Raw genomic sequence first — 25,894 nt, forward strand, 5'->3', positions numbered from 1 at the left:
AGTTCTGCCGGCAGCGCCGGGCATGATGGTTCCGGGGGGAGGCCACCTCTGGCGGCGCAATAGCGTGAAATTCAATGAGCATTGCGAGCGCCACCCCACCGCGAATCCTGGAGAGGTTTGTTTGCTGGTGCGCCCGAGACTTCGCTGTACGCAGCGGAAGCGACCGTGTAACTTCGCGTCGCAACGATGGATCCTCGGGAGATGGAAACGCTCATTCAGCGCCTCGTCGCCAATCCACATGACGAGGAGGCTCTGGCCTATGCCCACCGCGCCGGCACCCAGGATCCACGATCCTACGCGATCCTGCTCGAAAAGGTCGGCAGCGCGACGGCAGACCCTGCCTATGCAGCGCACTGGTTGAGCGAGGCTGCCAACGTCTGGTCCACCACCCTCGGCGATGCTCACCACGCAGCGCGCACGCTGATGATCGCCATCGAGAAGGACCCTACCCAGCGAACTGCGGCGGATCGGCTCGCCCAGCTGTACCGCGACAAGGGCGACCAGAAGGCGCTCGTCGCGCTGCTGGAGCGCCTGGTCAAGGCACTCTCCCCGCTCGCCTACGAGCGTGCCGAGGTGCGCTCTCAGCTCATCGGTCTGCACGAGGAGCTCGGCAAGCTGTGGGGTGAGCCGCCCCTTTCCCGGCCCGAGCGCGCCGTGGAGAACTGGCGCCGTCTCGCAGAACTCGACCCTCAGAACGCATACGCGATCTACACGGCCCGCGAGATCCTCAAGGCACAGCAGCAGTTCGCGGAGGCGGTCCCCTTCTTCGCCATGGAGCAGGCGCTGGTCACCGACCCGGAGCGCAAAAGCGCGCTCTACAGAGACGAGGCCGACATCCGCCGGCGCGCGGGCGACCTCGCTGGCGCGGTGCAGGTCATGCGAACTGCGCGCACGCTTCGGCCCGACGATGTGGCCATGACCCAGGAGCTCGGGCTCTTTCTGCTGGAGCGCATCGGGGCGGGCGGTCAGGTGGATCCTGCCGAGAGAGACGAGGCCGCGCAGCTCTTCGTGTCTCTCGCGGAGATGTACGACGGGGAGTATGGCTTCTCGTACTCCACCTCCGCGCTCAAGGCGCAGCCTGGCCATGATCGTGCCATGCAGCTCGCCGACCATTACGGGAAACAGTTGAACCGCACGGGGGAGCTCGCTCCCGTGTACGCAGCGTACCTGCAAGCCAACCCTGGGGGCTTCATGGCTGCGGAGGCGCGCATGCGAGCCGGGGCTCTCCCGCCTCCGCCTGCCCCGCTTCCTCCGATCCCGTCTGCGGGAGCCGCAGGGGGAGCGCTGGTCGCGGGCATCGATGTCTCCACGGCGCCTCCTACCGGGACGTTCTCGGTCTCGGCGGCGACGGGCTTCACGGGCGCTGCTGCCCCGCTTGCGTCCGGCGCCGAGCACACTGGCCCTTCGCGTCCCAGCACTCCTCTTCAAGGTGCGGGGAACGCAGGCACGCCACCCGTTGCGGCAGCGCCCAGCGGAGATCTGACGCAGCTTCTCGCCGAAGCACTCGACGAATCGCAGCGCGGTCGCAAGCAGCAGGCTCTCGCCAAGTACCGAGAAGTGCTGCGGATCGATCCTGCAAACGCCGAGGCGCTCTCGTGGGTGGAGGAGCACCTTCGTCAGAAGCGGATGTACGCCGACTTGCGCGACGTCCTGCTCGCCGCTTCCCGCGCGCCTTCCATCTCCCTGGACACGCGCAAGGCCCAGCTCCGGGACGTCGCGGGTATCTGCGAGTCGCAGCTACGCGACATCGACACCGCCATCCAGGCCTGGAAACAGATCTGCCAGATCGATCGGGGAGACGATCAGGCGCGTGACCAGCTCCGCCGGCTCCTGGAGCGGGGGGCGCGGTGGGACGAACTCTCGACCGTGCTCGAACAGGAGGCCATGGGGACGCCGGACATCGAGCAGAAGATTGCGCTCGAGAAGAAGCTCGCGACCTTGCACGAGCAGAAGCGCAAGGACGTGGTCGCGGCCGCGGAGGCTTGGGCGCGCATCGCCAACCTCTCCCCCGAGGACGAGAGCGCGATCCAGACGGCCGTCAAACTGTTCGAAAAGGGCGAGCGGTTCGATCTCGCGGCGCAGGTCATCAGCGACACGATCCCCAGCCTGTCCGACAAGGTCACCCGCGGGCCATTGCTCCAGAAGCTCGGAGACTTGCGCACGCGTCTCGACGATCTGGGAGCTGCGGGTGACGCCTATGCCGAGGCTGCAGAGGTCATCGGTCAGGCGAAGGTCTGGGAACTTGCCGAGAAGGCCTATCTCGCCGCCGGCCGTCTGACCGAGGGGGCGAACGCGCTCGATCAGCGAGCGCAGCTCACCGACGGGAAGCCGCGCGCCGCGCTCTTCGCCCAGGCTGCCGATCTCTTGCTCCGGTCGGGCGACATTGACAGCTCGATATCCCGCCTTGAGCAAGCCACGGAGATCGAGCCCGCGAACGACACCTATGCGACCGCGCTCGAGGAGCAGTACCGACGCGCCGATCGGATGCCTGATCTGGTGCAGTACCTGCTTGGCCGTGCAGACAAGCTCGGTGATCGGGGGCGCCGCATCGCGGCTCGTCGGGCGGCGGCGGACGTGCAGCGTCACCTCGGAGACACGGAGGGGGCCCGTGAGAGCCTGCTCCTCCTTCTGTCCGACGGAGACGATCCGGAAGCGCTGGCGCAGCTCGTCGAAGATGCCGTGCAGCGCGATGATCATCAGGAGAGCGTCGAGCTGCTCCGGCGGCTCGGAGCCATCACCAAGAACCATGGCGACCGGCTCCAGCTCGCCCTGCGCGAAGCACGCATTCTCGCGGAGGGCATCGGCGACATCGACGGGGCGATCGAGCGTTACGAGGCCATCTACAGGACCCTCGATCCCAAGAGCCGGGTGTCCCTCCGGGCCATGGCCGATCTCGAAGAACGGCGCGGCAACCCTCAGGGGACGGCCGACGCGCTCGAGCGAGAGATCCAGCTTGCCGAGGGAGACGATCGTGTCGAGATCGCTCAGCGCCTGGCCACCCTCTACGAGGGCCCGCTTCAGAACCCCCCGGCTGCCATCAAGGCACTGGAGATCATCAACGCTGCCGATCCGGAGGACTTCGACGCGATAGCCCGGCTCCAGCGGCTCTCGGAGGAAATCGGAGATTGGCCCAAGGTTGCCGCCTTGATGGCCATGCTGATCGACGTCGAAGGAGACGAGGAAGAGGCCTCGAACATGACCCGTCGCCTGGCGGGCATCCTTCATGATCGGCTGGGCAAGGGAGACGAGGCGCTGGCGTGCCTGGAGCGCCTCGCCGATCAGGGTGACGAACCTTGCCGTGACGCCTACGTGGAGCTTGGCGACAAGCTCGGCTGGAAGGGAATCGTCGCCACCAAGCTGGTCGCGTGGAACGAGTCTGCTGCCGGACCTGCGCGCGTCGAAGCGCTCCGTGGCGCCTTCGAGCGCTTCGTGGAGATCGGCCGAGGCACCGACGCGGCCCGGGTCGCCATGGAGCTTGCGCGTTCGCGGGCAGCGGATTCGGGCGTGGCGGCTCGGCTGGAGGAGATCGCCGTCCGGCTCAAAGACCTCGACGCGCTGTCCGTGGCCCACGAAATCCTGGCCAAGGAGCTCTCTGGCCCTGCGCGTGCGGGTGAGCTGGTGAGGCAGGCCGAGGTGCAGGTGAGCGCGGGGGTAGACCCCGTGGAGGCCATGAGCCATGGCGAGACGGGCCTCGCCAGCGTCCCTCCGGCCGAGGTGGAGGTGCTGCTGGCACGCCTGGCCGCGCTCACTCAGGCGCCTGCGCATGTCATCGACCTGTACGAGCGCCAGGTGAGCCGCTGTCGGCTACCGGCTGACCGGCTGACGGCTCTGGCGCGCGCCGCTCAGGTAGCGGCAGAGCGCGGCGCCCAGGATCGGGCAAGAAGCTTCTTCGAGCTCGCCCTGAGCGGCGGAGTCCAGGACGACATCATCGCAGCGCTCGAGAGCGCTGCTGGAGCAGGTGACTCCGCGGCTGGAAGCGTCGCGCTGCGCACCATTCTGGCCGAAGCGCTGGCTGCGGGGGGCCAGGGAACCCGCGACGGTGGTCGCACCCGAGCCGCACTGCTGCGGCGCGCAGCGACCATCGCTTTCCGCGACCTGCGTGATGTCGAGCGTGCCTTCAACTGGCTCGGTGATGCGCTCATCACGCACGTGGATGATGCCTCGCTCGACGCCATCGAGCAGCTCGGCCAGACGGTGGGCGACATGGCGCGCGTGGCTGCCACCTTGAGCCGCGCGCTCGAAGAGGTGTTCGACGGACCCCTCGTGCGAAAGCTCCTCCACCGGCGCGCTCGCCTCCGTCGGGATGTGCTCGGCGATCGCAAGGGAGCGGCCGTCGACCTGAAGAAGCTTCACGACCTGTCTCCTGCGGATCAGGACGTGATGAACGATCTCTCCAGCTTGCTCATGGATCTCGGCGACCACCGAGGCATGATCCAGCTCTACGAAGATCAGATTCTCCGGGGGCGCGACCAGGGGCTTCGCGCCGAGCTTGCGCGGAAGGTCGCCCAGCTCTGGGAGGAGGAGATTGGCGATGCCCGGGAGGCAGCCGACGCCTGGCGCAGGGTGCTGCGCATGAAGGCGGGTGATCCCGAGGCGAGTGCGGGGTTGGAGCGGGCGAAGGGTGGCAAGCTCAAGCGCTCTGCGCCAGTCCCGGTGGCGTCCTCGGCCGCTCCGCTCCAGGACACCGCGGCCGCAACAGGAGCGCTTGCAACCTCGTCGAGCAGCCCGCTTCAACCGGCGCTGGTTGCCGCGGAAGTACACGCCCCTCACGCTGCTGCGGAGCACGACTCGACGGCGACGTTCCTGCCTGGAGCCGATGCGGAGCGTCAGCATCAGCCTCTCACGTCAGACACCGAGCAGGGCTACCGGCCATACTTCCAGAACGGCGCCTCGGAGGTTCCGACGCCCGTGACCCCAGGGCACCTCGCGCCTGAAACCGCCGGGCTACCCCACGCGGAGCACAGCCAGCCGCAGGCGCATGCATGGCAGCCCGAGCATGCGGGCTATGCACCAGCCCAGCAGCCCCCCGCGTACGTGGCGGCGCCCCCGGAATACCTTCAGCCCCAGGGAGGTCATCCAGAGCAGCACTACGCCCAAGGCAGCGCCTACGACGCCTACGCGCAGCAACACCACCAGCAGCCTGGGTACGCACCCGCGGCGGCGCAGACAGAGCAAGCACCAGGGTACGAGCAGCACGACGCTCAGGGATACCCGCAGCCCGCCTATCCGCAGCCTGGCTATGCGCAACAGGGTTACCCCCAGCAGGGATATGAGCAGCACCATTATGCGCAGGCGGGCTATGCGCAGCCTGGCTATGCGCAGCCTGGCTATGCGCAGCCCGGCTATGCACCCTACGATCAGCAGCCTGGAGGCGCTCCGGCCGATCCCTATGCCCACGGCGCCTATCCGCAACAGCCCCCTCATGCCGCGCCTGCGCCCTCTCCTGACGCCCATGCCTATGCGCACCAGGAGCCGCCGCCTTACCAGCAGCAGCACGACGACCTCGTAGAGCAGACGCAAGACGGCGAAGACCTCCTCGAAGACGCAGACATCGTCGACGACGAGACGGGGCCCCACTACCGCACGGACCAGTAGCTCCCGCCTTCCGCGCTCTTCCTCGGCGCTCTTCCTCGGCGCTCTTCCTCGACGCTCTTCCACGATGCTCTTCCTCGGTGCGCGAGATCGCCTCCTGGGCCCGACCAATGACTTCCGGGAGAGAAGCGCTGAGATATACTCGCCGATTCGGCATCCGTCTCGGGTGCAGGCAGTCGGCAGAGTCCTGCAGCCAGGTGAATACACCGTCTGAAACCGGATAAGGGGAGCGCGCCCATGGCTGGAAAGCTGGGGGGAGCCTTCATGACCTGCGTGATGGGACCGCTTCAGTTCGCGGGCTCCTGCATTCAGTCGGGCAAACTGCAAGAGGCGCTCCCGCACCTCGACCCTCAAGCGCTGTGGGGTAGCCTCGAACGAGGCATCGCGCAGACGGCGGCGCTCGCAGGCGTCAATCCAGGGGACGTGGAGAGCTTGCTGCCCATGGGAGAGCTGAGGGCCTGCATCGAGCAGCTCACGGGCTCCTACCGCATGGCTGCACACGCCTGGAGCGTCCATGCGGGGCACCTCGGCGGCCTCCTCAAAGGCCTCACCGATCTGACCGTCGATGGCCGCCCGCCCGATTCCAGCGTCGGCCTGATGCGGGTCGCCAGAAAACTGTCCCGAGACAAGGCGGTGGCAGCCCCCCTTCAGCACTTCGCTGACGACATCGGAAGGTGGCAGGAACTGCTCCTCCATGCCCGCAACGCGCTGGATCAGGACGCAGGCGGCTTGCTGCGGGCCTACCGCAGACGGCGCGTGCGCAAGCTCATGGCGGTGTGCCTCCCTGCGCTCCTCGTGATCGCTGGCGTCCTGTACCTGCTCAGCATGCAACGCGCGCGTGCCCGTCTCGACAGCATGCTCGCGGACGCTGACCCCTGCATCGCGCGCTCCATCACCCCGGCTGATGTCGAGCGTGGCTCCGCCGCGCAGCGCAACGCCGTGACCGAGCGCCTCCGGGTGTGCGACGAGCAAATCACCCGGCAAGCGCGTGAGCGCGAGGAGCAACAGCGCCGCGAAGCCCAAGCGCGCGAGAGCGAGCGCCTCCGCACCGAACGCGAGGCTCGGTGTGATGCCCTCGCCACCCGCATGGAGACCGGCAAGCTCTCCGGTGACGATGAGAGCTTCGAAGGCGCTCCTGCCGGCCTCTTGCGCCGGATACAGACCAGGACCCTGACCCCGGCTGACTTTGGCCCCGAAGGCCCAGCCCTCCCGTGCACACGCACGCCTGGCGAAGCTCGCCTCTTCCGCGCGTTCGCCGACGCCGCCTTCTCCTCGGTATGGACCTGGGTGACCGTCGTCGATCCCTCACCCACGGCCCGCAACGCCCTCGCCAGGCGAAGCGCCGACATGCCCGAGCGCGCGCGCACCGTGCTCGGGCTCCGTGCCGTCGAGACGGCACGCAAAGCCATCATGGCGGGCGATCCCACCTTGCTCACCCGCGCCCAGCGCCTCTGTGACTTTGCGGAGGCCCTCACCGCCGTCACCGGGCAGCCCTGCCAGGCGGCACGCGCGCTCGCGGCTCGCCCGTGAGCCGCTACCGCTGGCCTTCGCAGATCCGCTGCGTCAGCTCGTGCCGGTAATCGAACATCCGTTCGAGCTTCCTCCGCACCATCCGGCCTGCCACCAGCGCTCCCAGCGCTCCGACCGGCAGCGCGTACTCCACATGGTCGACGAGCCAGCAGCCTCCCTCGCCGTCGGGATCCATCTGATGCGTATGCTCCCACCGCCGGAACGGGCCGCTGATCTGCACGTCCTGGAACATCCTCCCCTTCTCGTAGCGCGTGTGCTCGGCCACCCAGCGCATCCACAGGGGACCGAGTCGCGTATCCATCACCACCCGCGCGCCCACCCCGATCCCGGCACTCTTCTCGACGATGCGCACCTCTTCCCAGGGGGGCGTGAGCCGCTCCAGCGCATCGGGCGCCTCGTGGAAGGCGAAGACTTGCTCGGGTGTGGCAGCGATCCGGGTGCGTTTTTCGAAGGTGGGCATGGTGACCGGCTCCGCGTGAACGAGGCACCATCCCACGGCCGCGCGCCGCACCACGCACGAAAGTGAACCTGTGCTGCGGGCGCGGTCGCGTGACCTGCCGGATGCACGAGGTGGATGAGAGGAGGAGGGAAGGGGAGGGAGGCCGCGGGCGACGGAACCGTCAATCCCGCGGCGATGACCGCGTCGGGTCAGTCGTTCTGCGGCGTCTGGACCGAATCGGTGTCCTGAATGCACAGCAGCGACAGCGGATCGCACACGACCGTGAGGTCGCTCGCGATGCCCGAGCCGGTGTTCAGGAAATAAGGCCCCTGCGGATCCGGCTCCTGATCGCAGAGCGCGTTGTTCGGCCTGCCGGTGGGGTACGCCTCGCACAGCGGATTCTGCTCGGGATCGCAGGGTACGCACGAGGCAGGGTCCCCGATGGGATCGCAGGGCGTCCCCTCGTCATCTGGCACCTCCGGATCCGGCGGATCTGTCTGCGCGAAGTAGGCCATCTCCTCGCAGTGGACGGTGGGCCACAGCATGACGACCTTGTAGGTCGCGCTGCATTCCTTGAGGTGGTCCGTGTACGTCATCGTCCCCTGGGCCTGGTTCCCCAGGTTGGCGGTCGTCACGTACACCTGCAGATCGGACCACGCGATCTCGATGTCCACCTCGTCCTGGATGGGAGGAGGAGGAGGGCCACCACCCGCACCACCGCCGCCCTCCTCACCTGGGATGAGGGGCAGGGTCACCCGCGCAGTGCTCAGCGTCGGAGCGACGCAGAAGTTCTGCTCGTTGGGGTTGGCGCCTTCGAACTCGCCGAGCGAGTACGCCACGCTGCCCTCCACGAGGCCCTCTCCGTTCCGCTCGTAGTTCCCGGCGGTAACCGTCTGGATGGCGACCAGCCTTCGCTCCGTGTCTACCTGCCCTGAGCCATCGTCAGGGTTGTAGACCTGCATGCCCATCTCTTCGGACTGATAGGCCTCGAAGGACGGGTTGCAGGTCGCGTCCCCGCTCTGCAGGTACAGCTTCGTGGCGAAGGGGTAGGCGGTCGCCGTGCCGACCGTGCACTCGGGTGCGGGTTGAGAGCAACCGGGAGACATGCTCCAGAGAGCTCCAAGCCCGATGGCCATACCAAGGATGCGTGTCTTCATGACTCGTTTCCTTTCCTTCCCCATGGCCTAGAAGGTTACCCGCGCGCCGAACCGGAAGGTCCGGGGCGACTGGTAGGTGAGGGCGTTGCCGAAGTTCGGGTTGAGGTCCTCCTCAGTGAACGCCGAGCCGTCGAACTTCTGGACGCAGCTCGTGCCGTCAGAGGGAGCCAGATCGTCCCGGGTCCCGTTGATGCAGGGGAGCACGTCCGCGTTGGTGTAGTTCTGGTCGATGGATGCGACCTGCTGGAAGTTGAACATGTTGAAGACGTCCATGGTCACCGTGAGCATGCTGTCCTTGGCGAGGTTGAACGAGAAGCCAACCCTGCCGTCGAAGTCGTGCTGCCAGGGGAGCCGGTCGCCCGAGCCGCGGGGGAGGAGGAACACCTCGCCTGCGCCGTAGGCGTAGTGGGACCCGAGGTAGTTGGTGGGACCGCCCGAGCGGCTACGGTAGGTGAGGCCGAGGTCGAGCAGCATCCCGCCGGGGATCTCGAAGCCCTTCGAGCCGTAGAGCTTGATCTCGTGGGTACGGTCGCCGGGCAGCGCACCGGTGCGGTTCGGCAGGAGGGCGATGAGGTCGAAGTCCGAGTTGATGTTCGGATCGAGCTGCCCCGTCTCCGGCCGGAAGAGGCCGGCGATGTTGCCGCGCAGGTACGAAGCCGTGTAGCTCGCCTGCGCGAGCCACAGGTCGGAGAACGACTTGAAGAAGTAGAGGGTCACCGCGTCGTACTGGCGCGTGGCCTCGGGGAAGTCCGTGGCGACGCCGCTGCCGGGGTTGCCGAGGAAGTAGGTGTTTCCATCATCGCGGCTCATGTCCTCGATGACGCTGTTCAGCCAGCGATGGGTGTACGTCGCACCGAGGCGGGCGGAGGGGATGATCTCGTACTCACCGCCGACGACGAACTCGTCCGACGACTGCGGCGCGAGATCGGGATCCACGGCTGCCTTGCCACCGCTGACCACGTAGTAGTACTGGCTCGGATCGGAGGCGTAGCCGGCGACCCGGCTCCTCACGGAGTCGTCCTGGCAGGCCGGGCCGGTCGCCTGGGCGGGATCGCGCGGATCGCAGCCACCCTCGACGGCGGTGTAGCTGGGCCGGTTGCCCGTGATCTGCCGCTCGTTGCCGAAGGCGCGGTCCATGATGTTCAGGGGAACGCTCTGGTAGTAACGCGCGTAGTTCAGGAACAGCTTGGAGCGGCCCTGCTGGGTGAAGTCGTAGACGGCGCCGACGCGGGGCGACCACTGGTTCGGCAGGGAGAGACCGACCTGGCCGTCGTTGCCGAACAGGAACTGAGCGTCGTACCGGACACCCAGGTTGACCGTCACCTTGTCGAGGATGCTCCAGCTATCCTGGACGAAGCCGCCGATCGTGGTCGAGAGCGAGCTGGACTCGATGGTGTCGAAGATGACCTTGTCACCAACCCCGGGGCCCGTCAGGAAGCCGTACATGCGGTAGTCCGCGAAGGAGCGACCGCTCGTGCCTTCCCGCATGATCTCCCGACCCGAGTACCCCCGGATGTTGTTGTAGGTCATGACCTCGAGATCGATGCCGCCCTTGACCACGTGGTGACCGAGGCCCTCGAAGAGGCCGGTCACGACGCTCTTGAGCTGGAAGCGGTTCAGCGTGGCCTCGTTGAGCAACGAGCCGCCGCCGTTGTTGTAGGTCTGGGCCGGGCAGGGGTTCAGCTCGATGTCTTCACCGTCGGGGCCGGTGACCACGCGAGGGGTGCACAGGGCGGCCTGGTCCGCGGGGAGCGACTCGAAGTCGGTGATCGGGTGGAAGCCCGGAGTATTCCTGCGCCAGATGACCCGGGGCACGCCCGCGAGGCCGCGGCCCTCCGCGATGTCGCCCACGCCGGTGCCGTCCGACGCCCGCGTCTCGGACACCTGATGGTGCCAGCCGACGGTCGTGTCGAGGAGCACGCGCTTGTTGTTGAACGCCGACTGCCACTTCAAGGAGACGTCGGTCGCGCTGTCGACGAATTCATGCCCGAGCGCGCTGTAGGGCCCGTTGAACTGGGTCGTCTCGATCCCGCCGGTCGCGGCCGAGATGCCCAGCCGGCCGTCACCACCGGAGGTGGTCGGCGAGCCGTAGACGCTCAGGGTCAGCGTATTGTCCTGGTTCACCAGGTAGGTCAGCTTGCCGATGTACTGGATCGACTGGGCTGCCCCGTAGTAGCTCCGCCGCGTCCCCGGGATCTCGTTGACGATGGTGAACCCGTTGGGATCGGTATAGGGGTTGCCGAAGCCGGTGTTCTCGCCGATCGCGTTGGCGGTGTCGTCATCGGAGGCGATCTCGTCGAAGCCGCTGATCCGGTTGAGCCAGCGGTCGATCCGCCGGGTCGTCAGCGCGACGTCCGCGCCCGCGAAGAACCAGAGCTTGTCCTTGATGATCGGACCACCGATCTCGAAGCCGAAGTCCCGGATGTTCCCCAGGTAGGGCTGCGTCAGGACGGTCTGACCCTCACGCTGCACCAGCTCCCGGCGCCCCTCGAACGCGCCCGGGCTGATGTTGAAGAACGCCGAGCCGTGGAATTCGTTACCACCGCTCTTCGTCACCACGTCGAGCACGCCGCCGGTGGAGCGACCGTATTCGGGCATATATCCGCCCGTCACCACGTTCACCTCCTTGATGAACTCGATGGTGAGGGGCGTACCGATGATGCCGAACGCCGGGTCGTTCACGGACACGCCGTCGATGACGTACTGGTTCTCGGGAGAGGTCGTCCCGTTGATCGAGGTGCCGTACGTGTCGGACTTCGCGCCGGGCGCGATCTCGGCGACGGACTCGAAGGAGCGCTGGGCGCCACCCTTGCCGGCCGGCGCCGCCACCGCGATGCGGCGGGTGAAGTCCTGGGTCACGTTCGTGGAGAACGAGCTGGAGCCGACGTCGACCGAGGGGGCCTTGATCAGGACCTCGATCTCCTCGCCCTCTTTCGCGCCGACGCTCTCGGGCGCGAGTTGCTGATCGATGCGAATCGTCACCGCGGAGCGGAGGTTGATGCCTCCACGCGACGCAGGCTTGAACGTCTCCTTCTCGAACCGGAGGGTGTAGTCTCCAGGGGGAAGTTGCGGGATTCGGTACTGCCCGGTTCCGTCCGAGACCACGATCTGCTCGCCCTGCAAGGCGGGAGACGTGGCCGTGACAACGACATCTGCTGCGGGTTTCCCGGTCGCCGCGTCGATAACGCGGCCGGTGATGACAGCAGTGCCTTGCGCCAGAACAGGGACAGCCGAAAATAGAACTGCGGCGAACAATAGCAGCGCCGCCCACAGACCAATGGGTCTGCGAGGCGGTCGCTTTTTAACGCTTCGTCTCGAGTCGAGGAGATTCACAGAAGCTCCCTCCAGGAAAGTGCGACATCAAGTGCGATATCCGCGGGTCAGGCCCTACCCTAAACAGATTCGAGGCGAAGCAATAGACTTTTTGTGGCATGGACGCGCTGGTAGACTCCTCTCGGGTGCCACGGTCGGGTGCCTGGTGACTTCGGCCTTTGCCGTCCGAACCACTGGACGCACTTCGACCGCGGGCTGTCCCTGGACCAATCGACAAAGCCCAGGAAAGCTTCGGATCCCCCCATGTTCGACTCGGTTCTAGGCCGCGCCACCGCCTCGAAGGGGCGCCTCGGGACAGGCACTGTCCTCTCCGTCCTCGCGCACGGAGCCGTCGTTGCCGCCGTCCTCTACATCTCCACCCGACCCGTGGAGGAAGAGAAGAAGGACGTAGAGGTCACCTTCTTCGCGCCGCCGCCACCGCCGCCGCCACCGCCACCGCCACCGCCACCACCTGGCGGGAAAAAAACACCAAAGACCGAGATCAAGCCGAAGCCGATCCAGCGGCCTGACACCATTTACGAGTCCAAGACCAAGCCGGAAGAGAAGCCGCCCGAGCCTCCCAAGGAGGACGATGGAGAAGAAGGTGGCGTCGAGGGAGGCGTGCCCGGTGGTGTGCCCGGTGGCGTCGTCGGCGGTGTCGTCGGCGGCGTGCTCGGGGGTCAGCTCGGCAGCCCCACCCCTCCGCCCCCTCCTCCGCCCCCGAAGCCCGTCGTGCAGATCCTGCCCTTCGGCGCCGGGATGACGCGGCCCAGCCAGGCCTGCTCACCCACCTACACCGCGCAGGCCAGGGCCGCCAAGATCGAGGGCCTGGCCATCGTGAAGTGCAACATCTCGGCGGCGGGCGTCTGCAGTAGCTGCCAGATCATCAAGGGCCTACCGCACATGGATCAGGCGATCCTCTCGGCCATGAACGGCTGCAGGGTGGCGCCTGTGACCTTGCAGGGACAGGCGATCCCCGTCTCCTACGTCTTCAACCTCCGGCTCAAGTCTCAGTAGAAGACCCTCGATGGTCGATAGCTGGGGTGGCTGGTTGTTGCGCGGAGTCACCCCGTAGTAGAAGGAGCGCCCTCTGTGTCCCAGAGCCTTTCTCGCGTGCGTTGCGTGAGGGGCGTGTCGATCCAACGTCGCCCGAAGATTCGGGCACTACCGGCGCCGGGGAGGCGCGAGCGAGACGACGATGCAATTCACAATGGTAGAGCTCTGGGGCCACATGGGCCTCTTCGCCAGACTGATCGTGATCGCCCTCGGCGTCATGTCACTGGCTTCGCTGATCGTGTTCGGCGAGCGGCTTCTCGTATCGCTCAAGTCCAAGTCTGCGTCGCGCGAGTTCGCGCTGCGCGTCGGGCCCCTCCTTGCGGATGGTGACCTCGACGGCGCGGCGGCCGCGGTCAAGCCCAAGAGCGAGCTCGGGTACCTGGGTCGGGTCATCAACGCCGGCCTCACCTCGTACCAACTCAGCGCCCCCTCCAAGCTCCCCGCGCCCCATGACGAGCGCGACGGCGTGTTCGACTCGGTGGCCCGCGCTCTCGAGCGTCAGAGCCAGCGCGAGATCATCGCCCTGAAGCGCGGTTACGGCCTCATCGCCACCGTCGGCTCCACCGCGCCCTTCGTCGGACTGCTCGGTACCGTCATGGGTATCGTCAACGCCTTCCAGCTCATGGCTGCCTCCGGATCCGGCGGTCTCGGCACGGTGTCGGCCGGTATCGCCGAGGCGCTCGTGACCACCGCCTTCGGTCTGCTCGTCGCCATCCCCGCCGTCATGGCCTACAACTGGCTTCAGGGCTGGATCGACGCGCGCTCGATCGACATCGCCGAGTCGTCGAACGAGTTCCTCGACATCGTCGCCAAGCGGCTCGACGGCCGTCTGGGTGGCGAGTCGGACGAGGGCTCGTCCGACTCCGAAGAAGAGGCTGCCTAGCAGGGTTCGGCCACCGCCCCGAGTCCTCTCCAGAGCGCTGGAGATGGATGAAGGGGTGGTGTCCGACCAGGAGCGAGCGCTGTCATGGGGATGGCTGCAGGCCCTAGTAAGGGCTTCAAAAATGAGATCAACGTCACACCCCTGGTGGACGTCGTCCTCGTTCTCCTCATCATCTTTATGGTCGTGACGCCGATGCTGCAGCGCGGAAAAGACGTGAAGCTGCCGCAGGCGAAGCAGATCGAAGAGGAAAAGAAAGACGCCGACCCGATGATTCTCTCCGTCACCCTGGAGAAGACCACCTGGGTCGAGAACGACCAGTACGACGAGACCGGCCTCGGAGAGCGGCTCACGCAGGAGTTCATCAAGTCTCCGGGCCGCAAGGTGCTGGTGAAGGGCGATAACCGTCTCACCTTCGGCGATGTCCGCAAGGTGATGGAAATCGCGCGCAAGTCCGGCGCCAAGAGCGTCGGGCTCGCCGTCGAAGAGCTGAAGGAGTAGCCGCGATGTCGTCCCGTACGAAGAAATTCGTGATCCGGCCATCGTCGGTGATGAACTCCGACATCAACGTCACGCCGCTCGTCGACGTCGTGCTGGTGCTGCTGATCATCTTCATGGTGGTCACTCCCCTGCTCGAGAAAGACATCGCGGTGCGCGTGCCCGACACCGAGAAGGTCGAGACCACCCAGGAGGTCCCCAAGGACCAGCTCCTGGTGCGGGTCCTCACGGACGGAAACCTGCGCCTCAACACGGGCGAGGCCGAGTTCCCCGTCACCCGCGAGGACCTCGTGGCCAAGCTCAAGGAGCAGCTCGATCGTCGCCGCCGCGAAGAGGACAAGGTCGTCTTCGTCGTGGCCGAGGACGGCGCCAACTACGGTGGCGTCGTCAGCATCCTCGACGTCTCCAAGGGCGCGGGAGCCTCGGTGCTGGGCATGATGACCGAGGCCCCGGAAGAGGACTCGAAGGACGGCGCCGCCCCGGCACCTCCTCCAGCGCCTGCGCCCTGAGCCCCTCCCTCGGGCGGGCTCACCCGACGCCGAGGGGCCTCTCCCCTCGGCCAGTCACCAGAAGATCTCGAAGCTCAGCTTCATCCGCCTGCCTACTTTCCCGAACCGCACCTGCTCGATCGCCTCGGCGACGCAATCCGCCACCTCCTCGAAGCGCTCGTCGGGCGGCGTGATGCTCGCCCCGAGCACCTTCCCGTTGGGGGCGATGTACGCCGTGGCCCGCAGCCGCCCGTGCAGCCCGTTGCGGCATTTCAGGGCATTGGTCCGCGCCTTCGCCACCGCCGGCTTCACCCACTTCTCCGTCAGCTCCTTGGCCGGCGACCGCGTATCGATCTCGTAGCCCCGCTCCGCGAGCCCGTCCCCCCCGAGCGGCTTCGGCCACGCCTTCTCGCGCGCCTGATCGAGCACGCACCGCTCCAGCTTGCGGTCACCGAGATCGGCCTCGCTCAGGTAGACCCACTTCAGCCGTCCATCCGGCGCGATCCTCATCTTCATGGTGAACCGCCCTCCGAGGGACGGATTGCGCACCGTCGCCTCGTCGAAGCACCCCTGGATGGGCCCATCGAGCGACTGGAAAGCGCGCGCCATCGCGTCCTCGTTCAGCCCCCCGATCTCCGACGTGACCTGGGTCGCCCCCGGGTCCACCCGTTCCACCGCGAGGACCGGAGCGGCAGGAGGCGGGGGAGGGGGCAGGGCGCCACCGCACCCCACACCGAGCATGACGGGCAACGCGCAGAGAAGGCGGATCACAGAGCAATTAGCGTCCGGTGCCGGGCCGGAAGCAACCCTCCTTTGGGCCGTGGAGCCCCCCATCTGTTACCTTCGCCCTGTGACGACCCCGTACGCCTCCGAGGCGTTCATCCACCAGCTCCTCGGCAAGGCCCTCGCCGCCCATGCGAGCGACATCCACCTCAAGGTAGGCCAACCTCCTGGCGCCCGTGTTCGCGGCGACATGGTCTACTTCCGCGTCGACAAGATTCGCCCCGAGGACAGCGAAGCCGCCGCCCGTGTCCTCCTCACCGCCCGGCCCGCCCGCGACCAGCTCCCCACCCTGCACGAGGTCGACACCTCCTACTCCGTCCCGGGCCTGGGCCGCTTCCGGGTCAACATCTACCGCCAGCGTGGCTCGCTCGCGATCGTCATGCGCAGCGTCCCCCTGCAGATCCCCACCCTCGACGAGCTCAACCTCCCGCCCCCCGTCCGCTCCCTCGCCGAGCAGGACCGCGGCATCACCCTCGTCGCTGGCGCGGCCGGCAGCGGCAAGAGCACCACCCTCGCCGCCATGGTCGGCCACATCAACGGCACCTTCGCCAGGCACGTGGTGAGCATCGAGGACCCCATCGAGTTCCTCCACGAGGACAACCGCTCCAGCATCAGCCAGCGCGAGATCGGCATCGACACCGAGGACTTCCCCGCGGGCCTCCGCGCCGCGCTCCGGCAGGACCCCGACGTGATCATGACCAGCGCCATCCCCGATCCCGACAGCCTCGAGCTCGCCTTCCAGGCCGCCGAGACCGGCCACATGGTCCTCTCTGCGGTCCACACCGCCGACGTCGCCCGCACCCTGGCGCGCCTCACCTCCCTGGGCCGCAACACCGTCGAGGCCCGCGAGCGCCTCGCTGACGCCCTCCAGGGCATCGTCGCCCAGCGCCTCCTCCCTCGCCGCGACGGCAACGGCCTCGTCCTCGCCATGGAGGTCCTCGTCGCCACCCAGGCCGTGCGTGACGCCATCCGTCGCCCCGACGGCAACCCACCCTTGCGCGAGCTGATGGAGAAGGGGGCCACCCCCTTCGGCATGCAGACCTTCGACGTCCATCTGCGCTCGCTCGTGACCCAGGGCCACCTCGCCAAGGAGGTCGCCCGGATCGCCACCGCGATCTGAACACCCTTGCTGGCGGACCCGCGGCCGGGTACGAGCGCAGACCATGCGGCAGGTTGCACAACACGACACGGCAGCGAACCCTGGCGAGATTCGCCACGACTGGACCGTCGCGCAGGCGGTTGCCCTGCACGAGCTCCCGCTCTTCGAGCTGCTCGACAAGGCACGCGCCGCCCACCGCGCCTACCACGGCGCCCACGAGGTGCAGCTCTGCACCCTCCTCAGCGTCAAGACCGGCGGTTGCCCCGAGGACTGCGCCTACTGCCCCCAGTCGAGCCGCCACGACACCGACGTCGAACCCGCCCGCATGATGGACGTGGGCGAGGTCCTCTCCGCCGCGCGTCGCGCGAAGGACGCAGGGTCGACGCGCTTCTGCATGGGCGCCGCCTGGCGCGAGGTCAAGGAAGGCCCGGCCTTCGACCGGGTGATCGAGATGGTCCGCGGCGTCAAAGCCCTCGGCCTCGAAGCCTGCTGCACCCTCGGCATGCTCACCGAGAACCAGGCCGTTCGCCTCAAGGAAGCCGGCCTCGACGCCTACAACCACAACCTCGACACCTCCCGGCGCAACTACCGCTCCATCATCTCCACGCGCACCTACGACGATCGCCTCGCCACCCTCGACAACGTCCGCCGCGCCGGCATCACCGTCTGCTCGGGGGGCATCATCGGCATGGGCGAGAGCGTCTCCGACCGCTGCGGCATGCTCGTCGAGCTGGCGACGCTCGACCCTCACCCCGAGAGCGTGCCCGTCAACGCCCTCGTCCGTGCTCCCGGCACCCCGCTCGAGCACCTCCCCCCCGTCGACCCCCTCGATCTCGTCCGCATGATCGCCGTCGCCCGGATCATGATGCCCCGGGCCATGGTCCGCCTCTCCGCCGGCCGCACCGAGATCGGCCGCGAGGCCCAGCTCCTCTGCCTCTATGCCGGCGCCAACTCCATCTTCTACGGCGACCGCCTCCTCACCACCCCGAACCCGGGCCCTGACACCGACCGCGCCCTCATCGACGCCGCCGGCCTCACCCCGATGGCCCCCGCTCCCGCGCTTTGAGTCCTCAAGCGTTCCGCGGCGCTTCCCCCGCGGGCTCCGAGGCCTCTCCGGGTGACGCGCCACGCTGAGCCGCGTTCGCCGCCGGTCCCCCGGCGAGCAACGCCCCGCCCAGCTCTCCTCCCTCTCCCACCAGGTGCAGCCGCTGCGCCGGCAGCGCGAACCGCGTCCCTGCGGCCTCCACCGCCTCCATGAAGCCCAGCAGCACCTGCTGCCGCGCCTCACGGAACTCGCCCATGGTCTCCACCTGGAACCAGGCCATCACCTCGATCTCCATCCCCACCGCCCCGAACCCCTGGAACCGCACCACCACGTCGTCCGGCCAGATCTGCGGGTGCTTCCGCAGCACCTCCTCCATCCCTGCGAGCGCCCCCTTCAGTTGCTCGGCCGTCGTCGCGTAGACCAGCGACACGATGCACGCGAGCCGGAACCTGTCCCGCGCCGTGTACGACTCCACGCGCATGTCCGCGAGCTTCCCGTTCGGCATCGTCACCACCGTCCGGTCCAGCGTCCGCAGGCGCGTCGAGCGGAGACCGATCGCCTCCACCGTCCCCATCACCGCCTCCTCGATCTTCACGAAGTCCCCCACCCGGAACGGCCGGTCCAGCCCGATCGAGATGGACCCGAACAGGTTCTCCACCGTCTTCTGCGCCGCCAGCGCCAGCGCCACGCCGCCGATCCCCAGGCCGGCGATCAGGCTCGCCACCGGGTAACCGAGCTCCGACAGCACCGCGATCACCCCGATGATGAACACCATCACCTTCGCGATCCGCCCTGCCAGCGGCGCCAGCGAGCGCGCCGACGCATTGTCCCGCGCCTGCCCCCCCTGCAGCAGGTACTCCGCGGACGCATCGATCACCCGCAGCGCCGCCCAGAAGATCGCCACGAAGAACGCCGCGCTCAGCACCCGCGTGAGGAACACCTCCGCCGGCCCGTACAGCCCGAGCCACGGCGTCCCCACCGCCACCACCCCCAGCGCCACGGCGAACGTGATCGGCCCCTGCGATCGGTCGAGCAGCTCGTCGTCGAGCCCCGTCTTCGTCCGCGCCACCACTCCTCCGAGGGTCAGGCGCGCCACGAAGCTCACCACCCGTCCCACCACCCACCCCACGAGCGCAATCACCGGCAGTGCCAGCCACTGCCACCACAGCAGCTCCCGCGGCCCTGGCCTCAGCAGCGCCTCGGGCAACAGGTCCCGCAGCCACCGATCCTCCAGGTGGCTGTACCAGGCATCCACCCGCTCCACCGTCGCCCGCGAGAACACCCACCGCGCCGCGCCCCCCTCCACCTTCCGCACCAGCCGCACCGGCTCCTTCTTCGTGGCGGTCGCGATCGTCCCCACCTCCTCCACGCCGGCCCCGTCCTTCGGATCCCCCAGCGACAGCGGCGACAGCTCTGCCGGCTCGATCCACACGTGCCGCTCCAGCACCGCCCGCAGCCGCTGCGCCAGCTCTGGCCCGTTGGCCCGCGAGGGCACATCCAGGTACCGCGTGGCCTCCTCGTAGCGCCCTTCCCGTGACAGCCGCAGGAACTCCCGCATCGACGCCCGCGGCGAATCGGGCGCCTCCGGGATCGCCGGCTCCACCGCTGGCGGACTCACCCCCGTCCATGCCGTGCTGGACGCCCCTGGCGTTCCCGCTGCTCCTGGCGACGGGTTCATCTGCGCCCCTGCCACCGCGTCGGCTGCCCCGATGCCTCCCACCACCGCGAGCCCAACCGCCCCGGCCAGCACCAGCCGCAGAACCACCCCGCGTGACGCCAGGGCCCAGGATCCTGATCGCATGGCGCGCACCTATTCCACTCTGGCGGGCACCTGTCGACCGCTCCGTGTGGTGGCCTCTGCCCTTCAGCGCCTCTCCGCGCCCTCCAGCAGCGACGCGAGTGCCGCTCCGTACATCGCGAGCCGCCGGGCCCCCAGCCCCTGCACCTGCGCCACTGCCGCGAGCCCTCGCTCTCCCTTCACCCCGAGCGCTGCCAGCTCCTGCACGCAGTGTCCAGGCAGCACCACCTGTTCACACACACACCGCCGCTGCGCCTCCGCGCTCCGCCAGCGCCCGATCTTCCCCACCAGGGCCTTCCGCCGCGCCGCCAGCGTCTTGAACCTCGCGATCGCCTCGGCGTCCACCGGCTCCCCCGCGATCAGCGCCCGCTCCTCCTCCGGAACATCCCCATCGGCGATCCCGTCCGCCACCGCCCCGAGCCACGCCTTCGCGTGCTGCGCCGCCCGCCCCGCCCCGAACCCCTCCAGCGCCGCGAGCGCCTCCAGCGAGTCTGGCCGCCGCTTCGCCAGCGCCAGCAGCGCCTCCGATCGCACCACCTGGAAGGACGGCACATCCTCCGCCTCCCCCAGCGCCTCCCGCACCGTCACCGCCCGCCGCAGCACTGCCCTCCCCACCGCGTCGAGCCCCTCCACCCCCTTCACCCGTGCATACGCCGGCCGCACGTCGCGCGGCGGCCGGTGCGCCGTCTCCAGCCGGTACGCGCACTCCTCCGCGATCTCCTCCTCCACACCGAGCGCCGCAGCCTGCTCTGCGAGCCGCGCATCCAGCTCCAGCAGGTGCTGCACGTCCGCGGCCAGGTAGCCGATCTGCTCTGGCCCGAGCGGCCTCTGACCCCAGTCGTGGTGCTGCAGCCGCTTGTCGAGCTTCACCCCCACCTCACTCTGGAGCAGCGCCGACAGCCCCGTCGCCTTCGCCCCCAGGAACAGCCCCGCGACCGCCGTGTCCCGCACCCGCCCGAGCCGCACCCCTGCCTCGTCGAGCATCCGCGCATCGAACGCCAGATCGTGCAGCACCTTCACTGGCCCCTCGGGCCCCAGCAGCGCGGCGAGCGGCGCGAGCGGCGTGCACAGCGCATCCACGATCGCCGTCACCAGCGTCCCCCCGGACGACGTCTCCTCCTCCATGAACGCGATCTGCACCGTGCAGAGGCGACACCGGTACGCGAACAACCCGTTCGCCTCCACGTCCACCGCGAGCGTCGATGCTTTCCGCGCCCGCGCCACGAGCGCCACGAGCGCCGCCTCGTCCTCGATGAGCAGCACCACCGGCTCCGGCCACTTCCTGGCGCCCGGCGCTCCCGGAGCGCCCGGAGCGCCCGGAGTGCCCGGATCTTCCGGCGCTCGCAGATCCTCCGGCGCTCGCAGATCCTCCGGCGGCTCCGGAGCGGCCAGAGACTCCGGAGCGGCCAGAGACTCCGGAGCGGCCAGAGACTCCGGAGCGGCCAGAGTCTCCGGAGCCGCCGGAGCGGCCAGAGTCTCCGGAGCCCTCACGACGCCGCTCACCGCCGCCCGGAGCGCCGCCGCTGGGCCACTGCGAGCAACCCCAGCACCGCGAGCACACCACCCCCGAGCCCGCGCCCACCCGCGCCGCTGCCCGTGCTCCCCACGTGGCACCCGGAGTCTTCCTCGGCCGCCGTCTGCTCGTCCTCGCACAGCGGCGAGAACCCGTTCCGCGGCGTCGGATCGCACACCCCGATCTCTCCCGGCGGATAGGCCGCGCAGATCCCCTCCACGTCGTCCTCGGTCAGATCCCTGAGCGCCGTCGACCCCTGCGTGTACCGCGCGGCCATCGTCGCCTCCGGATCCGACTCCGAGTGCGACATGCCCAGGAAGTGCCCGACCTCGTGGGTCACCACGCTCAGCAGATCGAACATCACGTCGTCGTCGCCGAGCGTGAACGGGTGCTCCGCCGAGTTGATCTCCATGTCCGCGTCGTAGATGAAGCCGCTCTCCAGGCTGTACGTCACCGTGGTCAGCGCCAGCGTGTGCGACGCCCCTTCATGCGGCCACTCCTCGTCGCGGAAGAACACCGCGTTCGCGTTCCCCTTGCCCTCCGCCTGGTTGAACTCGTGCTCCGTGCAGCTCACCGGCCCCGCGTTGGTCACCACGATCCGCGGGTGCGTCCCCTCGCCGCAGTCCGCGTTCATCCACGTCGCGAACGCCGCCTCGAAGGTCGCCACCGTGTCCTCGTACGAGACCTGCGCCGACGCATCTGCCTGCACCGAGAACGTCATGCACGGCGTCGGCCACATCAGCGCCGTCCCGCAGTCGTCGGGCAACGGCGGATCGCACAGCGCCCCCGTGTACTCCTGGTTCGGCTCCCCGCACACGCTCGTGCGGCAGTACGCCGACGCCTCTTCCCCGTGCGCGAGCGCCGCGGCCAACGTCAGCGCCGGAAGGCCAGCCCTCACGAAAGCCCTCGCCCCCCGGGTCCTCTTCGCCGCCCCTGATCGCATCCGCTCAGCGCTTCGCATCGACGGCCTTCCTCGCCACCTGGATTGCCTTCACCGCCTCGCCCAGGGGCTGCCCCACCAGCAGCTCACGTGCCGCGATCGAAGGCCCCGGCCGCTCCAGCACCTCCCCCACATCCGGGCTCGATCCGAGCCGCACCTCCCCATCCGCCTTCCTCACCAGCGGGAAGTGCCCCTGCGCCATGGCCGACACCACCACCATCCCACCCGACGCGCGCCGCAGGAACAGCAGCGACTCCGTCCCCGTCTTCAGCGTCGCCTCTCCCGACACTTGCTGCCCCACCCGATCCACCACGCCCCCCAGCGTCCGCACCCACACGTCCTTGCCGGGCTCCCCCGTCACCGTCTGGCCCACGCTCAGCCGGGTGTACGTGACGATCCTCCGGCTCCCCCCGATCTCCTCCCACTGGCTCCGCTGCTCCTCGGCCCTGGCGACGACCACGAACGCCGAGCTCTCCACGAGCTGCTCCAGCGTCACCGCCACCGACACCGAGGCCTCCGCCGTGCGCGGCGCGAGCACCGAGAGCGGCCCCGACGACACCAGCGGAGAAAGCGACGTCGACGAGACCAGAGGCGTCACCCACACCCCGAGGGCCGCTGGCAAGACGAGCCCGAGCGCGATCCCGAACGTTCTGCAAGACATCCCGCAACCATATCCCGAAGCCCCTGGCCTGCCGAGGCCCTGCTGTCTCAGGGACCTTGCACCACATCAGGGTACCCTTCACCCATCTCCCCACGGCGTCATCGACACCCGCGCGCACGCCCGGATTCCGGTCAGTGTCGACGCCGGCGTGGACAGAGTCAGCGACGCCCAGGGGGAAGCGGGCGAGGTCTCCCGCTGTGGCTGGACGGTGACACGGGCGTCGCGCTCCGTGCCCTCGCGGGCTCTCTGGCTGACTGGCTTTCCGTCTGCCACGATCGAGCACCATGCCCCTGCCGCTCTCCGTCCTCGACCTGTTCCCCGTCGGCCACGCGACCACGCCCAGCCAGGCGATCCGCGACTCCATCTCCCTGGCCCGGCGCATCGATACCCTCGGCTACCGGCGTTACTGGATCGCCGAGCATCACAACATGCCCAACATCGCCAGCGCCGCCCCCGAGATCCTCATCGGGCACGTCGCCAGCGTCACCAAGCGCATGCGCGTCGGCTCGGGCGGCATCATGATCCCGAACCACTCCCCCCTGCGCGTCGTCGAGATCTTCCGGACCCTCGAAGCCCTCCACCCCGGCCGCATCGATCTCGGCCTCGGCCGCGCCCCCGGCACCGATCAGGTCACCGCCGCCGCCCTTCGCCGCGGTGGCGCCGAGGTCAACCAGGATCTCGCCGAGCTGTTCGCCTTCGCCAACGGTACCTTTCCGGTGGGCCACCCCTTCGCCACCATCGTCGCCCAGCCCTCCGACACGCCGCTCCCCCCCATCTGGATGCTCGGCTCCACCGACGGCGGCGCCCGCATCGCCGCCGCCCAGGGCCTCCCCTACGCCTTTGCCGGCCACTTCAGCATGGCCGAAGCGAAGAGCGCCATCGCCCTGTACCGCGAGCGCTTTCGCCCCTCGAAGACCCTCGCCGCCCCCCAGGTGATGCTCGCCGTCACCGTCATCTGCGCCGACACCGACGCCCGCGCCAACGAGCTCGCCGCCCCCCACCGCGTCGCCATCGCCCGCCTCACCCGCGGCCGCCCCACCCCGTTTCCCTCCATCGAGGAAGCCCTCGCCTACCGCTTCACCCCCGAGGAGCAAGCCACCATCGACCGCTTCTCCCTCGGCTCCATCCTCGGCACCCCCGCCCGCGTCCGCGAAGGCCTCCTCCGCCTCGCCGAGGAGACCACCGCCGACGAGCTGATGATCTCCACCATGATCTCCCCCATCGAAGAGCGCATCGCCTCCTACGAGCGCATCGCCTCCCTCTTCGACCTCCCCACCTCCTGAGCCTCCGCGGGGCCCCGCGCCAAGCCGCCTCGCCTTACGCCCCCGCCCACCCCTCGCCATCCGGCATCGCCTCGTCCCCCGCGAGTGACAGCCGCATGAACACCACGTCCACCCACCGCCCGTGCTTGAACCCCACCGACGGCAGTTTCCCTGCGTGCTCGAACCCGCACGCCGCATGCAGCCTGATCGAGGCCTCGTTCCCGCTGTCCCCGATCAACGCCAGCACCTGCCGCAGCCCCCGCGCCCGCGCCCGTTCCAGCAGCGCCTCCAGCACCTTCCGTCCTACCCCGCGCCCCACCTCTCCCGGCGCCACGTACACGCTGTCCTCCCCCGTGTACCTGTACGCCGACCGCAACCTGAACGGCCCCACGTACCCGAACGCCACCACCACGCCCTCCCGCTCCATCACCAGCCACGGCAGCCCCTTCTCCCGCACCGCCGCGAGCCGCGCCGCCATCTCTTCCACCCCTGGTGGCACCTCCTCGAAGGTCCCCAGCCCATGCAGCACATGGTGCCCGTAGATGGCGGCAATCGCAGGCAAGTCCCCCTCGTGCGCGTCCCGCAGGTTCATCCCCTGCCCATACTGCATCACTCCCGGAGCGCCCACGCCGCCATCGCGCTGCACTTCAGCTTCTACAACTTCTGCCGCGTGCACGAAGCGCTCCGGGTCACGCCCGCCATGGAGGCCGGCATCACCCGCCACGGGCCTGCGCATCGACCACCGCCGCTAAGCCAGCTCACGCAGGAACGACGCGACCACCTCCCCCAGGCGCTCGGGTTGTTCAAATGGAAGGCCGTGACCGGCGTTTCGGACCTGTTCGACGTGCAAGCGCGGGTTGAGGATGCGCAGCTCCGTTGCCATCTCGAGCGTGACGACGGGGCTGTCGCCAATGACGAGCAGGCTCGGGACGTCAATCGCGCTCACCACGTCGCGATACTCGGGGTTGGGCGGCGTGAGCACGTCGAAGGCGGCCATGCAGGTCTTCAGTCTGGCCTCGGCCTGGAGCTCGACGATCTCGGGCGAGCGATGCGGGTGCCGGGCTCGGGCCTGCGCGACGAGGTCAGACTTCTGTAGACCGAGGGCCTGACGGTGTTGCTCGGCGACGTCGCTCTCGTGCACCTCGCGTTGGCGCTCGGGGCTCAAGAACGTCGGGTCGACCAGGATGAGGCCCCGGAGGATCCCCCCCCCTCGACTCGCCACCACCGCGGCGGTCATGCCGCCCATGGAGTGGCCGAGCAGAACCGGACGAGAGAGTTCCAGGCTACGAATGAGGCCCACGACATCGCTTGCAAGATCGTCGTATCGGTACCCGTGGTGCGGAGCGCTCGAACCGCCATGCCCTCTTGCGTCGGGCATGACGACGTCGAACTCACCCTCGAGCGCGCGCGCCAGGGGAGTCCAGCAGGCGCCACTCCCCATCAATCCATGGAGCAGAACGACGGGAGGTTTGGCGCCTCCGGTTCGGAGGTAGTGGATGCCGATGCCGTTCGTTTCACAGACTTGACTGATCCAGGTCGTCATCGGCTCTCCTCGAAGGGGCCTACTCGTCGCCGCCCCCGGATGGTTGGCGCCATCGCGGGCTGCACTTGCTTGCGGGTCCGAACCTACGTGCCGAACTCAGCGTCCGCCACGCTCAAACCTCAACTTTGAGCACTTCGGGGCAATCTTGAGCAGCACCTTCCTGGAACACCTCGGACCTGTTCCTGGAACACCTCGGACCTGTTCCTGGAACACCTCGGACCTGTTCTCGTGACAACTCACATGGTGTCACGCGAACACCTCGGACCTGTTCCTGGAACACCTCGGACCTGTTCTCGTG

At 68.5% G+C, this 25,894-nt stretch carries 19 protein-coding genes and 1 pseudogene; 10 read left to right on the forward strand and 10 right to left on the reverse strand.

What is annotated here, in order from left to right:
• Window positions 1-201 precede the first annotated feature (201 nt).
• Window positions 202-5,595, forward strand: coding sequence for a hypothetical protein (locus tag CAP_RS25410; protein WP_044245554.1), 5,394 nt, complete (start codon window positions 202-204; stop codon window positions 5,593-5,595).
• A 234-nt stretch (window positions 5,596-5,829) separates the two neighbouring features.
• Window positions 5,830-7,122: a hypothetical protein gene (locus CAP_RS25415; RefSeq protein WP_044245555.1), complete on the forward strand. Its 1,293-nt coding sequence runs from the start codon at window positions 5,830-5,832 to the stop codon at window positions 7,120-7,122.
• A gap of 4 nt (window positions 7,123-7,126) precedes the next feature.
• Here the strand turns inward: CAP_RS25415 and CAP_RS25420 are convergent, their stop codons facing one another.
• The 3 genes from CAP_RS25420 to CAP_RS25430 all read right to left on the reverse strand — a co-directional run bounded on the left by CAP_RS25420 (window position 7,127) and on the right by CAP_RS25430 (window position 12,051).
• A complete protein-coding gene (locus CAP_RS25420) occupies window positions 7,127-7,582 on the reverse strand; it encodes an SRPBCC family protein (RefSeq protein WP_044245626.1) in 456 nt (151 codons plus the stop codon).
• Window positions 7,583-7,770: 188 nt separating this feature from the next.
• Window positions 7,771-8,718: a hypothetical protein gene (locus tag CAP_RS25425; RefSeq protein ID WP_156041134.1), complete on the reverse strand. Its 948-nt coding sequence runs from the start codon at window positions 8,716-8,718 to the stop codon at window positions 7,771-7,773.
• A 27-nt stretch (window positions 8,719-8,745) separates the two neighbouring features.
• Window positions 8,746-12,051: a TonB-dependent receptor gene (locus CAP_RS25430; RefSeq protein ID WP_275936532.1), complete on the reverse strand. Its 3,306-nt coding sequence runs from the start codon at window positions 12,049-12,051 to the stop codon at window positions 8,746-8,748.
• Between the two features lie 243 nt (window positions 12,052-12,294).
• On the opposite strand from CAP_RS25430, the gene CAP_RS25435 reads away from it, so the two are divergent.
• From CAP_RS25435 to CAP_RS25450, 4 genes are all read left to right on the forward strand, one after another.
• Window positions 12,295-13,047, forward strand: coding sequence for a TonB family protein (locus tag CAP_RS25435; RefSeq protein ID WP_044245558.1), 753 nt, complete (start codon window positions 12,295-12,297; stop codon window positions 13,045-13,047).
• A gap of 181 nt (window positions 13,048-13,228) precedes the next feature.
• Window positions 13,229-13,969, forward strand: coding sequence for a MotA/TolQ/ExbB proton channel family protein (locus tag CAP_RS25440; protein WP_044245560.1), 741 nt, complete (start codon window positions 13,229-13,231; stop codon window positions 13,967-13,969).
• Between the two features lie 84 nt (window positions 13,970-14,053).
• On the forward strand, window positions 14,054-14,467 hold the full coding sequence (locus CAP_RS25445; RefSeq protein ID WP_044245562.1) for an ExbD/TolR family protein: 414 nt from the start codon (window positions 14,054-14,056) through the stop codon (window positions 14,465-14,467).
• Between the two features lie 5 nt (window positions 14,468-14,472).
• Window positions 14,473-14,973, forward strand: a complete 501-nt coding sequence (locus CAP_RS25450) for a biopolymer transporter ExbD (protein WP_044245564.1) — start codon at window positions 14,473-14,475, stop codon at window positions 14,971-14,973.
• A gap of 54 nt (window positions 14,974-15,027) precedes the next feature.
• Here CAP_RS25450 and CAP_RS25455 read toward each other — a convergent pair whose 3' ends face one another.
• Window positions 15,028-15,723: an AgmX/PglI C-terminal domain-containing protein gene (locus tag CAP_RS25455; RefSeq protein WP_197041350.1), complete on the reverse strand. Its 696-nt coding sequence runs from the start codon at window positions 15,721-15,723 to the stop codon at window positions 15,028-15,030.
• Between the two features lie 79 nt (window positions 15,724-15,802).
• Here CAP_RS25455 and CAP_RS25460 point away from each other — a divergent pair, with 79 nt between their 5' ends.
• The gene (locus CAP_RS25460) at window positions 15,803-16,855 is read left to right on the forward strand and encodes a type IV pilus twitching motility protein PilT (RefSeq protein ID WP_044245567.1); all 1,053 of its coding nucleotides are present in this window, start codon (window positions 15,803-15,805) and stop codon (window positions 16,853-16,855) included.
• Window positions 16,856-16,898: 43 nt separating this feature from the next.
• Window positions 16,899-17,900, forward strand: coding sequence for a biotin synthase BioB (gene bioB / locus CAP_RS25465; RefSeq protein WP_044245568.1), 1,002 nt, complete (start codon window positions 16,899-16,901; stop codon window positions 17,898-17,900).
• A 4-nt stretch (window positions 17,901-17,904) separates the two neighbouring features.
• On the opposite strand, the gene CAP_RS45530 is transcribed toward bioB, so the two are convergent.
• The 4 genes from CAP_RS45530 to CAP_RS25485 all read right to left on the reverse strand — a co-directional run bounded on the left by CAP_RS45530 (window position 17,905) and on the right by CAP_RS25485 (window position 22,791).
• Window positions 17,905-19,680 (reverse strand): mechanosensitive ion channel family protein, encoded by a 1,776-nt coding sequence (locus CAP_RS45530; RefSeq protein ID WP_081865247.1) that lies wholly within the window; start codon window positions 19,678-19,680, stop codon window positions 17,905-17,907.
• A gap of 63 nt (window positions 19,681-19,743) precedes the next feature.
• Window positions 19,744-21,180, reverse strand: a complete 1,437-nt coding sequence (locus CAP_RS25475) for an HRDC domain-containing protein (RefSeq protein WP_231511687.1) — start codon at window positions 21,178-21,180, stop codon at window positions 19,744-19,746.
• Entirely contained in the window at window positions 21,177-22,088 is a 912-nt protein-coding gene (locus tag CAP_RS25480; RefSeq protein ID WP_231511688.1) for a matrixin family metalloprotease, read from the reverse strand. Before CAP_RS25480 ends, CAP_RS25475 begins: the two co-directional genes overlap by 4 nt.
• Before the next feature lie 49 nt (window positions 22,089-22,137).
• Complete coding sequence (locus tag CAP_RS25485; RefSeq protein ID WP_044245569.1) at window positions 22,138-22,791, reverse strand: hypothetical protein; 654 nt, start codon at window positions 22,789-22,791, stop codon at window positions 22,138-22,140.
• A 284-nt stretch (window positions 22,792-23,075) separates the two neighbouring features.
• Between CAP_RS25485 and CAP_RS25490 the strand changes: the two genes are divergently transcribed.
• Window positions 23,076-24,074, forward strand: a complete 999-nt coding sequence (locus tag CAP_RS25490) for an LLM class flavin-dependent oxidoreductase (RefSeq protein ID WP_044245571.1) — start codon at window positions 23,076-23,078, stop codon at window positions 24,072-24,074.
• Between the two features lie 34 nt (window positions 24,075-24,108).
• Here CAP_RS25490 and CAP_RS25495 read toward each other — a convergent pair whose 3' ends face one another.
• Window positions 24,109-24,663, reverse strand: coding sequence for a GNAT family N-acetyltransferase (locus tag CAP_RS25495; protein WP_306413900.1), 555 nt, complete (start codon window positions 24,661-24,663; stop codon window positions 24,109-24,111).
• Window positions 24,664-24,681: 18 nt separating this feature from the next.
• On the opposite strand from CAP_RS25495, the pseudogene CAP_RS53990 reads away from it, so the two are divergent.
• A pseudogene (locus CAP_RS53990) lies at window positions 24,682-24,777 on the forward strand (IS1 family transposase); the annotation flags it as partial.
• Window positions 24,778-24,801: 24 nt separating this feature from the next.
• On the opposite strand, the gene CAP_RS25500 reads toward CAP_RS53990, so the two are convergent.
• Window positions 24,802-25,596: an alpha/beta fold hydrolase gene (locus CAP_RS25500; protein ID WP_044245573.1), complete on the reverse strand. Its 795-nt coding sequence runs from the start codon at window positions 25,594-25,596 to the stop codon at window positions 24,802-24,804.
• Window positions 25,597-25,894 lie beyond the last annotated feature (298 nt).

The sequence above is a fragment of the Chondromyces apiculatus DSM 436 genome (assembly GCF_000601485.1).
GTDB classification, from domain to species: Bacteria; Myxococcota_A; Polyangia; order Polyangiales; family Polyangiaceae; genus Chondromyces; species Chondromyces apiculatus.